Below are 11,658 nucleotides of genomic sequence, written 5' to 3'. Positions count from 1 at the left end.
GATAGAATTAAGTTAATTATATTAGAGGTTAAAAAAACAACAAAAGGACCTCAAATTATTCTTTCAAGATCTCATCCAGGATTAGTTAAAAGATTGTTTGAATTGGAAGTTCCAGAAATTCATGAAGGTGTCGTAGATATCTATGCTATTTCTAGGGAAGCTGGTTCTAGAACAAAAATTGCTGTTCATTCAAAGGATTCTAACGTAGATCCAGTAGGTGCATGTGTTGGTTTTAAAGGAAGCAGAGTAAAAGCCATAGTTGAAGAATTAAATGGGGAAAAAATAGATATAGTAATTTGGAGCAAAAATATAGAAGAGTTTATTGCTAATAGTTTAAGTCCTTCTAAAGTAATTAAAGTTGAAGCAAACGAAAGAGAGAAATCCGCTTTAATAGTAGTTCCGGATTATCAATTATCTTTAGCAATTGGAAAGGAAGGACAAAACGCACGTCTTGCAGCAAAATTGACTAATTGGAAAATAGATATAAAAAGTGAAAGTCAATACGATGAATCAAAATCTTAAATCTGGTGGGGTGAAAACATGAAAAAGAAAAAGATACCTCTAAGGAAATGTGTTGCATGTAATGAAAGTAAGCCTAAAAAAGAATTAATTAGGGTGGTAAAAGATAAGGATGGCAATATTGATGTTGATTTAACTGGTAAAATAAATGGTAGAGGAGCTTATATATGCTCTGATTCAAACTGTTTATCTAAAGTTAAAAAGAATAAAAAACTAGATAAGGCATTAGGATTTCAAGTACCAGATAAAATTTTTGAAAAACTAAATGATATAATTGGCATTGATTAATAATAAAATGGAATTATCACCTGTAAAAATACTGGGGGTGCATAGTTTGATTAAAATAAGAGTATATGAACTGGCTAAAGAGCTTGGGATGACAAGTAAAGAATTAATAGAAAAGATGGAAGGGTTAGATTTAAACGTTAGTAGTCATATGAGCTCTTTAGAAAGTGAAGAGGCAGAAATGTTAAAAGAACTTTTTAAAGAAGATAAAAATACTACTAATGAAAAGGATTGGAAGAGTAAAGAGAAGGTGATTAAAGTAGAAGATAAAGACGATAAAAAGCAAAAGATTGAAAGCACAAGCAAAAACTATAATGACAAATCAGAAGATAATATTATTGAAATAGATGATAATATAATAGTCAAAGATTTAGCTGATAAAATGGGTATAAATGCAACTCAAATAATTACTAAATTGATAGGATTAGGTGTTATGGCTAATCAAAATCAATCTATTGATTTTGATACTGCTAGTATTATAGGGGATGAATTTGGCTATAAAATTGTTTTAGAAGAATCAGATGATGAAAAGGATATAGATAACGAATTTGATCTAGACTTTGATGATGAGCCTACATCTTTAAAACCAAGGCCACCTGTAGTTACAGTAATGGGTCATGTGGATCATGGAAAAACATCATTATTAGATGCTATTAGGAAAACTTCTGTGACTACACAAGAAGCTGGTGGAATAACCCAACATATTGGAGCTTCTATAGTAAATATAGAAGGTAAGAAAATAATATTTTTAGATACACCTGGCCATGAGGCTTTTACATCTATGAGAGCTAGAGGAACACAGGTAACGGATTTGGCTATATTAGTGGTTGCTGCAGATGATGGGGTAATGCCCCAAACAATAGAGGCTATTAACCATGCAAAAGCTGCAAATGTACCTATAATAGTTGCAATAAATAAAATTGATAAACCAGATGCAAATATAGAAAGAATAAAACAAGAACTAGTAGAACATGGACTAGTACCTGAAGAATGGGGTGGAGACACTATTAGTGTACCTGTCTCTGCATTGAAAAAAGAGGGTATAGATGATTTATTAGAGATGATACTTTTACTTGCAGAAATGCAAGAACTAAAAGCTAATCCAAATAGAAAAGCAGTAGGAACTGTCATAGAGGCACAACTTGATAAAGGTAAAGGTCCTGTTGCTACTATATTAGTCCAAAAAGGCACTTTAAGAGTTGGAGATATGGTTGTATCAGGAAGTGCCAGCGGAAGAGTGAGAGCAATGTTTGATGACAAAGGTAAAAAAGTAAAAAAAGCTGGACCTTCTATACCAGTTGCTATTCTAGGTCTATCCGAGGTTCCTTTATCAGGTGATTTATTATATGCAGTCAAAGATGATAAAACTGCAAGAAATTATGCTGATAGAAAAAAAGAACTTGTTAGAGAAGAACAATTAAAATTATCTCAAAAAGTATCATTAGATGATTTGTTTGAAAAAATACAACTTGGTGAAATCAAAGATCTTAATATTATTATTAAGACAGACGTAAGAGGGACTATAGACGCTAAACGACAATCATTAGAAAAATTAGAAAATGAAGAAGTTAAAATAAATGTTATTCATGGTGGAGTTGGAGGAATTACTGAAAGCGATATAATGTTAGCCTCAGCATCAAATGCTATAATAATAGGATTTAATGTAAGACCTACTTTAAATGCATTAGATATTGCTAAGCTGGAAAAAGTAGATGTTAGAACTTATAGAGTTATATATGATGCTATTGAAGATATTAAATCGGCTATAAAAGGAATGCTGGAACCTAAATATATAGAAGAAGTCATTGGCAGAGCACAAGTTAGAGCCACTTTTAAAGTACCAAATGTTGGTGTAGTCGCTGGAATATATGTCCAACAAGGGAAAATAACTAGAAATAGTATCATTAGATTATTAAGAGATGATGTAGTAATTTTTGAAGGCAAAGTATCTTCTCTTAAAAGATTTAAAGATGACGTTAGAGAAATAGCATCAGGATATGAAGGTGGATTAGGGCTAGAAAATTATAACGACATTAAAGAAGGAGATATTTTAGAAGCATTTATTATGAAAGAAGTAGAAAGATAAGGGGTGTAACCTTATGAATAATAAGAGAATAAATAGAATATCTGAAGAAATTAGAAGAGTTGTTTCTCAGTTAATCACAAGAGAAATTAAAGACCCAAGGGTAAATTCAATGACTAGTATAACAAAAGTTGAGGTAACTAACGATCTAAGTTATGCAAATATATATGTTAGTGTATTAGGCAATAAAGATATAAAAAATGAAACTTTAGAAGGATTAAAAAGCGCTAAAGGTTTTATTAGAAAAGAAATTGGTAATAGAATAGATTTAAGACATGCACCAGAGCCTATATTTCATCTTGATGAATCTATAGAACATAGCCTTTATATTTCTGAATTAATTGAAAAGGTGAATAAGGAAGATAAAAATAAACAAGGAGATAAGGATGAATAATCCAATTGATATTTCGATAGAAAAAGCAATTGAACTTATAAAAAAATGTAAAAACATATATATTGTATCTCATGTACAACCAGACGGTGACAATATAGGATCTACACTTGCGTTAGCTATGGCTATAAAAAAGCTTAAAGGAAATATTAATGTGCTTAAAGTAGATAACATACCTTCAGATTACGAATTTTTACCTAGTATTGAGTTGATTAAGAATCATAATCTGGATAAACCTATAGAACTATTGATAACATTAGATAGCAGTGATTTAGAACGGATAGGTAAAGGAAGAAAATTTGCTGAAAAAGCAAAATATATTATAAATATTGATCACCATATTACAAATGATAATTTTGGAGATATTAATATAGTATCTCCAAAAGCTGCTGCAACAGGAGAAATAATTTATCAATTTATAGAAAAAATGGGTATCGATATAGATAAAGATATTGCTACATGTCTATATACAGCTATTAGTACTGATACAGGAAGTTTCATGTATAGTAATACCACTTACAAGACTCATTTAATTGTATCAGAGTTATTGAAATTAGGAATTGATACTGACTATATCAATATTAATCTCTATCAAAGCAGAAGTATAGCAAGAACAAAGTTGTTTATTAATTCTTTAAGTAGTCTAGAAACTTTTTTAGAAGGTAAAATTGGAATTGTAGCCATTACTCAAGAGATGTTAAAAACAAATGGTGCCAAAATGGAGGATACAGAAGGAATAATATCTTTTATAAGAGGAATCAAATCCATTGAAGTAGCTTGTCTTTTAAAGGAATTAGATGAAAAAGAAATAAAGGTAAGTTTACGAAGTAAAAAACAAATTGATGTATCAAAAATATGCAATAAATTTAATGGTGGTGGCCATGTTAGAGCAGCTGGATGTACAATTTATGAAAATATTTCTAAAGCAAAAAATATTATAGTTGAAGAAATTCTACTGCATTTTAGGTGATTATATGAATGGAACAATAAATTTATTTAAACCAAAAGGAATTACTTCTCATGATGCAGTATCCAAAATGAGAAAAATCTTGGGAATAAGGAAAATTGGGCATACTGGAACTTTGGATCCAAATGCAACAGGAGTTCTACCTTTATGTATAGGTCGAGGAACTAGAATTAGTGAATATTTATTAGATGTTGATAAGGAGTATATTGGTGAATTAACTCTTGGAATTGCTACTGATACTCAAGATATAGACGGGAAAGTTATTAATTATTCTACAAATAAAGTTAATGAAGCTACTATATATAAGGTCTTTAATGAATTTATAGGTGAAATAGACCAAATACCACCTATGTATTCTGCATTAAAACAAGGTGGGAAAAAATTATATGAGTTAGCAAGGGAAGGTAAAATTGTTGAAAGACCTTCTAGAAAGGTTCGTATTTATGATCTAAAAATATATGATATTTTTGATAGTAAAAAAATTATTTTCTATGTCAAATGTTCTAGAGGAACATATATAAGGACTTTATGCCATGATATTGGAGAAAAATTAGGCACATATGGTTATATGTCCTATTTGATTAGAACTGGCGTAGGTGACTTTAATATACAGCACAGCTATAGTTTAGATTTTATAAGAAGTTTAGATAAAAATGGATTAAAATCGATTATTTGTCCGATTGGAGATAGTATAGGCCATATAGCTTCATTACAAGTAGAAGATAAATATTATAATGCATTAATCAATGGTAATATTATTCCTATGCACAATAATATTCTTGAATCTTATCAGTTCAACAAACCTATTAGGATATATTGTAAAAATAGTTTTATAGGAATAGCACAAATTATAATAAATAATCACATAGCCAATATAAAAATGAGCAAGGTTCTTATATAAGGTGGTAAATATGGAAATTATAGATTTGAATAATTATGAAGAAAATAAACATAAAACTGCTATTGCTTTAGGAAATTTTGATGGAATTCATATTGGCCATCAATATTTAATTAAAGACAACATTAAAAAAGCAAGAGAAAGAAATTTAAGGTCTTCAGTCTTATTATTTAAAAATCATACTAAGACTTTATTAGCCAACAAACAAAATTCTAAATTAGAATTTATTACTCCATATAGCCAAAAACTGGATATATTTGGCAAATTAGGGGTTGATTTAATTTATACTATAGGTTTTGACAAAAACATAATGAAATTATCTGCAGAAGATTTTGTTAAAAAAATATTGATTAATAAACTAAACTCTAAACTAGTTACAGTCGGGTTCGATTATAGGTTTGGACATAAAGCTATAGGGGATAGTAAGTATTTAATTGATTTAGGTAAAAAAGAAAGGTTTGAAGTAAATATAATCAAACCAATCTACTTCGATAATGAAGTGGTAAGTAGTACTTTTATACGTAATTTAATTAAAAAAGGTGATATAAATAAAGCAAATGATTTTTTAGGTCGTCATTATTCGGTGATAGGAAAGGTTGTTAAAGGCAAGAGCAGGGGAACTAAAATGGGTTATCCTACTGCTAATTTAAGATTGAATGAAAATTATGTAATACCTAAAACAGGAGTATATATGACCACAACTACTCTAGATAACAAAGATTACATGAGTTTAACAAATATAGGTTTCAATCCAACCTTTAATGAAAATGAACTCAAAATTGAAAATTTTATTATAGATTTTAATAATAATATCTATAATAAATTTATTGAGATAAAGTTTATTGAATTTTTACGGGATGATATCAAATTTAATACAGTACAAGAATTAATTGAACAGATAGAAAAAGATGTAGAATATGTTAAAAATAATCAAAAATATTTACATTTTAAATAATATATGATAATATTAATCTTAGAAAGAAATACCTTTAGCTAAGTTTATCGTACCTCGGCGATTTACTTAGCTAATGGTGAAAATAAAATTAGAGGAGGTATATTAAATGACAATAACTAAGGAACAAAAAGCTCAAATTATTGAAAAATATAAGTTACATGAAAAAGATACTGGTTCACCAGAAGTTCAAATTGCAATATTAAGCCATAGAATTAATTCCTTAACTGCACATCTTAAAACCCATAAAAAAGATCATCATTCAAGAAGAGGATTATTCAAAATGATTGGTCAAAGAAGAGGTTTACTAAGATATTTAGAGAAAAAAGATATTGAAAGATATCGTGCTTTAATTGAAAAATTAGGAATTAGAGGATAATAAGAGCGGGGAACTATCCCGCTCTATTGATTTATCATTTAATATTAAGAGTTTTTAATTAATAAAAGGTTATAATAATAACGTGTTAAATTATCAAAAGGAGGTAGAACATGGAAAGGCAGTTTCAGTATAATTTAGCTGGAAGAAATCTTTCTGTAACGATTGGAAAAGTAGCTGAGCAAGCTAATGGAGCCTGTTTACTCCAATATGGAGATACTGTAGTATTAGTTACCGCTACGGCTTCTAAAGAACCAAGAGAAGGAATAGATTTTTTCCCATTAAGTGTTGATTTTGAAGAAAAGTTGTACTCAGTTGGAAAGATACCAGGAGGATTTATCAAAAGAGAAGGTAAACCTAGCGATAAAGCAATTTTAACATCAAGGTTGATTGATAGACCTATTAGACCGTTATTCCCGGATGGTTATAGGAATGATGTACAAGTTATTGCTACTGTTTTATCTGTTGATCAAGATTGCACTCCAGATATAGTTGGTATGATAGGTTCTTCTATAGCTCTGTCAATATCTGACATACCTTTTAGTGGACCAACTGCTTCTGTATTAATTGGATTAGTTGATGAAAAATTTGTAATCAATCCAATTGCTGACGAAAGAGAAAAATCTGATGTTCATTTAGTTGTTTCTGGAACTAAAGATGCAATTATGATGGTAGAAGCAGGGGCTAAAGAAGTACCTGAAGAAATTATGTTAGAAGGAATACTATTTGCACACGAGGAAATAAAAAAATTATGCGCTTTTATTGAACAAATTCAAGAAGAAGTTGGAAAAGAAAAACAAGAATTTGTAGTATTTAAACCAGATAATGACATCGAAAAAGAGGTCAAAGAATATGCTACAAGTAAATTAATTGAAGCTATTCAAACTTTCGAAAAACAAGATAGGGAAGAAAAAATAGAATCAGTGATAGAAAAAACTGTTCAAAATTTTATTGAAAAATATCCTGAAAATGAAAAAGATATAGTTGAAGTATTGGATGAAATAATAAAAGAAGAAGTCCGAAGGCTTATATTAGAAGAAGGAATTAGACCCGACAACAGAAAAGTTGACGAAATTCGTCCTATAACTAATGAAGTAGGTTTATTACCTAGGGCTCATGGTTCTGGATTATTTAAAAGAGGTCAAACTCAAGTATTAACCGTTGCAACTTTAGGCGCCTCTAGTGATGTTCAAATTATAGACGGAATTAGCGAGGAAGAATCAAAAAGATACATGCATCATTATAATTTTCCTCCTTATTGTGTTGGAGATACTAGAATGTTAAGAGGACCAGGAAGGCGTGAAGTAGGACATGGTGCATTGGCTGAAAGAGCATTAGAGCCAGTTATACCCTCTGTGGAAGATTTTCCATATACAATAAGACTAGTATCTGAAGTATTAAGTTCAAACGGTTCTAGTTCTCAAGCTAGTGTATGTGGTAGTACTTTAGCTTTATTAGATGCTGGAGTTCCAATAAAATCACCTGTAGCTGGTATAGCAATGGGATTGATCAAATCAGATGATAAATTAGCTATTTTGTCTGACATTCAAGGTTTAGAAGACCATTTAGGAGATATGGATTTCAAGGTAGCTGGTACTAAAAAAGGAATAACTGCTATTCAGATGGATATTAAAATATCAGGGATTGATAGGAGTATACTAAATGAAGCCTTAAGCAGGGCAAAAATTGGTAGATTATATATACTAGAAAAAATGAAAGAGGCTATTTCAGTTCCAAGAGAAGAATTATCTCCTTATGCTCCAAGAATAATTACTATGCAAGTTCATCCAGATAAAATAAGAGATATTATAGGTCCTGGAGGTAAGATGATTAATAAGATAATAGATGAAACTGGAGTTAAAATCGATATAGATGACGACGGAAAAGTTTCCATAGCTTCTGAAAATATGGAAATGGGTGAAAAAGCGAAGGAGCTAATCCTTGAAGTAATTAAAGAGGTAGAAGTTGGAGATATTTATATGGGCAAAGTCGTAAAAATAGTACCTTTTGGTGCTTTTATAGAGATAATCAATGGTAAAGAAGGGTTGCTTCATATTTCAAATATTGCCAATGAAAGAATCAATAAAGTAGAAGATGTATTATCAAATGGAGATGAAGTATTAGTTAAAGTAATAGAAATTGATAATCAAGGCAGAATAAATCTATCAAGAAAAGCTGCTTTACCAAAAGTAGAAAAAGAATAAAAGATTTCTGTATTACTAAATGCATGAACCAAGTTGGGTTCATGTTTTTAATTTAATAATAAAATTTTAATATAAATTGCCATTCCTCTGAATATAAATATGATAGAAAGATATTTGGAGGGGTTAAAATGAGGATATTAATTGTAAATAAAAAAACTATTTATACTTTACTAATTATTATTTTTATAATAACTATTCTAGCTATTTATTTTTCTTTTTATAATAAAGTAGATGAAACATTTCAAATGGATATATATTATAAAGGTAATGTAGATGAAAAAATTGTATCTTTTGCATGTAATATAGATTGGGGTGAAGAATACATTCAACCAATGTTAGATGTCTTTTCTGAATATAATATAAGTATAACCTTTTTTGTTACTGGAACTTGGGCTAAAAAAAACCCCGAACTATTAAAAACTATTTATGAAGCTGGACATCAGATAGGTAATCATGGGTATAGACATATAGATTATGATAAATTAAACTATGAAAAAAACAAAGAAGAAATTTTAAAAGCCCATAATATTATATATGATATTCTAGATGTTGAAAGTATGTATTTTGCTCCACCTTCAGGAGCATATAATGACAATACAATACAAGCAGCAAAAGATTTAAATTACGATATAATTATGTGGAGTGTTGACACTATAGATTGGAGGGAAGATAGTACAAAAGAAGTAATTGTAAAAAGAGTAACTAATAAAATACATGATTCGGCCATAGTGTTAATGCATCCAACAAAGGAAACGGTTAAATCTTTACCTGAAATCATATCCTATTTATTTGATAAAGGATATAAAATAGGTACAGTAAGTGATATAATTAAATAAATTTATAAAAAATTTTAGGGGGACAAATATGTACTCAAGAGATGAACTAGATAATGGAATTAGGGTTATTATGGAAACTATTCCATATGTTAACTCAACTTCTATTGGGATATTTATAAATAATGGTATTACAAAAGAGGACAAGTCTACTAATGGAATTTCCCATTTTATTGAACATATGTTATTCAAAGGTACAAAAAATAGAACTGCGAAAAATATTGCTCAATCAATAGATAATATAGGTGGCCAAATAAATGCTTATACTAGCACAGAATATACTTGTTTTTACATTAAAGTTTTGGATAGGCATCTATCAATTGCTGTAGAACTATTGTCTGATATGTTTCATAATTCTTTATTTGATGAGGAAGATATTGAAAAAGAAAAAGGAGTAATTTCAGAAGAAATTAAAATGTATTTAGATTCACCTGAAGATTTAGTTTATGATTTATTGAGTAGGCTAATGTTTGAAAATACAACTTTAGCATTGCCTATTTTAGGTTCTTATGAAACTATAAATAGTTTTACTAGAGAATCTATATTAAAATATTATAATAGAAATTATATCCCAGAGAATATGGTAATATCTGTTGTTGGTAATTTTAATTCTAAAAATACTTTAGAATTATTGAATGAAAATTTTAATAATAATTCAATATATACTATTAATAATAATAAAAGCAATAATATGCCAAATATTAAGCAAAATTTAGGTTATAAACACAAAGATATTGAACAACTAAATTTATGCATAGGCATGGAAGGAGTAAAAAGAGGTTCTGATGCTTTATATCCTCTATTGGTTTTAAATAATATTTTTGGTGGAAGTATGAGTTCTAGATTGTTTCAGAAAATTAGAGAAGACAAAGGACTAGCCTACTCTGTTTACTCTCATACTGTTTCTTTTCAAGAGACAGGTGCTTTCAATATATACGCAGGTTTAGGAGTAGATCAAATAATAAATGTTGCCAAACTTATAAGTGGAGATATACAAGATTTGAAAATAAATCTAATTACAAAAGACGAATTAACTAAATCGAAGGAACAATTAAAAGGTAATTATATATTAGGAATGGAAAGTACTTTTAACAGAATGTTAGACATTGGTAGATCTGAGCTTCTTGTAAATAAAATGTTTACTCCAGAAGAAGTTTTGAAAAAAATTGACGTTGTTAAAATGGATGATATAGAAAATATAGTATATAAAATTTTTGACAAATCCAAGTACAACATAGCTTATGTTGGAAAGCTTGATGATCATGAGAAGATCCAACAAAATTTAAAAGAAATATTTTTTAATTGAGGTGATATATATGAAAATTAAAGTAGTAAACAAAAGTGAATTTCCTCTGCCTAATTATAAGACTGAAGGATCTGCCGGGATGGATTTATATGCAAATTTAGATGAACCAATATTAATAAAACCAATGGAAAGGGCATTAGTCCCAACAGGTTTGTATATTTCGATTCCTAATGGATATGAGGCTCAAATAAGAGCTAGAAGTGGTCTAGCTTTAAAACATGGTATATCATTAGCAAATGGAATAGGTACTATAGATAGTGATTATAGAGGAGAGATAGGAGTAATACTAATCAATTTAAGTAAAGAAGAATATGTTATTAATAAGGGAGATAGAATTGCTCAAATGGTGATTGTAAAGTATGAAAAAGTTGAAATTGTTCAAGTATCCTCTTTAAATTCTACTAATAGAGGAGAAGGCGGTTTTGGACATACAGGATATTAGATTACTCTTCTAATGTTATCATACCTAGTTTACCGCAAATGATAAAACATAATTATCAAAATAAATCATATAATATAAAAAATATAATTAAAGGAGATGGTATGATGACAATTATGCTTAGTGAACTAGGAGGAAAAGAAATAATTAACTTAAATGACGGTCAAAGATTAGGAATAATTGCAGATTCAGATATTGTCGTTGATAAGAAAAGTGGGAAAATAGTAACCTTGTTAGTCCCTGAAAGGAAGCTCCAGTTTAAATTTTTTGGAGAAAATTTTGATATTGAAATCCCCTGGAATACTATTAAAAAGATTGGTAATGATATGATTATAGTAGAATTATAGTAGAATATTAAAAGTATAAACCAATATTAGTAATATAAAACTTGATTTTAAAAATCAG

At 29.0% G+C, this 11,658-nt stretch carries 13 protein-coding genes; all 13 read left to right on the top strand.

All coding sequences use genetic code 11. The annotated features are described in order from the left end of the window. A partial coding sequence (gene nusA, locus VK998_RS01915) for a transcription termination factor NusA (protein WP_325224873.1) occupies nucleotides 1–522 on the top strand: 522 nt, incomplete at its 5' end. Between the two features lie 18 nt (nucleotides 523–540). Then, nucleotides 541–807: an RNase P modulator RnpM gene (gene rnpM, locus VK998_RS01910; protein WP_325224871.1), complete on the top strand. Its 267-nt coding sequence runs from the start codon at nucleotides 541–543 to the stop codon at nucleotides 805–807. A 7-nt stretch (nucleotides 808–814) separates the two neighbouring features. Next, on the top strand, nucleotides 815–2,890 hold the full coding sequence (gene infB / locus VK998_RS01905) for a translation initiation factor IF-2 (RefSeq protein WP_414713540.1): 2,076 nt from the start codon (nucleotides 815–817) through the stop codon (nucleotides 2,888–2,890). Nucleotides 2,891–2,903: 13 nt separating this feature from the next. Then, nucleotides 2,904–3,281, top strand: coding sequence for a 30S ribosome-binding factor RbfA (gene rbfA, locus VK998_RS01900; protein ID WP_325224867.1), 378 nt, complete (start codon nucleotides 2,904–2,906; stop codon nucleotides 3,279–3,281). Further along, nucleotides 3,274–4,248, top strand: coding sequence for a DHH family phosphoesterase (locus tag VK998_RS01895; RefSeq protein ID WP_325224865.1), 975 nt, complete (start codon nucleotides 3,274–3,276; stop codon nucleotides 4,246–4,248). Before rbfA ends, VK998_RS01895 begins: the two co-directional genes overlap by 8 nt. A gap of 4 nt (nucleotides 4,249–4,252) precedes the next feature. Beyond that, nucleotides 4,253–5,146, top strand: a complete 894-nt coding sequence (gene truB, locus VK998_RS01890; protein WP_325224863.1) for a tRNA pseudouridine(55) synthase TruB — start codon at nucleotides 4,253–4,255, stop codon at nucleotides 5,144–5,146. A gap of 10 nt (nucleotides 5,147–5,156) precedes the next feature. After that, nucleotides 5,157–6,098 (top strand): bifunctional riboflavin kinase/FAD synthetase, encoded by a 942-nt coding sequence (locus VK998_RS01885; protein WP_325224861.1) that lies wholly within the window; start codon nucleotides 5,157–5,159, stop codon nucleotides 6,096–6,098. Between the two features lie 106 nt (nucleotides 6,099–6,204). Then, nucleotides 6,205–6,474 (top strand): 30S ribosomal protein S15, encoded by a 270-nt coding sequence (gene rpsO, locus VK998_RS01880; RefSeq protein WP_325224859.1) that lies wholly within the window; start codon nucleotides 6,205–6,207, stop codon nucleotides 6,472–6,474. A gap of 110 nt (nucleotides 6,475–6,584) precedes the next feature. Continuing rightward, on the top strand, nucleotides 6,585–8,675 hold the full coding sequence (locus tag VK998_RS01875; RefSeq protein ID WP_325224858.1) for a polyribonucleotide nucleotidyltransferase: 2,091 nt from the start codon (nucleotides 6,585–6,587) through the stop codon (nucleotides 8,673–8,675). Nucleotides 8,676–8,803: 128 nt separating this feature from the next. Beyond that, entirely contained in the window at nucleotides 8,804–9,511 is a 708-nt protein-coding gene (locus VK998_RS01870; RefSeq protein ID WP_325224855.1) for a polysaccharide deacetylase family protein, read from the top strand. Nucleotides 9,512–9,539: 28 nt separating this feature from the next. After that, on the top strand, nucleotides 9,540–10,814 hold the full coding sequence (locus tag VK998_RS01865; protein WP_325224854.1) for a M16 family metallopeptidase: 1,275 nt from the start codon (nucleotides 9,540–9,542) through the stop codon (nucleotides 10,812–10,814). 10 nt (nucleotides 10,815–10,824) lie between these two features. Continuing rightward, entirely contained in the window at nucleotides 10,825–11,256 is a 432-nt protein-coding gene (dut, locus tag VK998_RS01860; protein WP_325224851.1) for a dUTP diphosphatase, read from the top strand. A gap of 104 nt (nucleotides 11,257–11,360) precedes the next feature. After that, nucleotides 11,361–11,600 carry a YlmC/YmxH family sporulation protein gene (locus VK998_RS01855; RefSeq protein ID WP_325224850.1) on the top strand — a complete coding sequence of 80 codons (240 nt, stop codon included), beginning with the start codon at nucleotides 11,361–11,363 and terminating at the stop codon, nucleotides 11,598–11,600. The last annotated feature ends 58 nt before the right edge of the window (nucleotides 11,601–11,658 follow it).

The sequence above is a fragment of the Schnuerera sp. genome (assembly GCF_035459645.1).
Lineage (GTDB): Bacteria > Bacillota > Clostridia > Tissierellales > Tepidimicrobiaceae > Schnuerera.
This window is presented reverse-complemented; position numbering and strand designations above follow the sequence as displayed.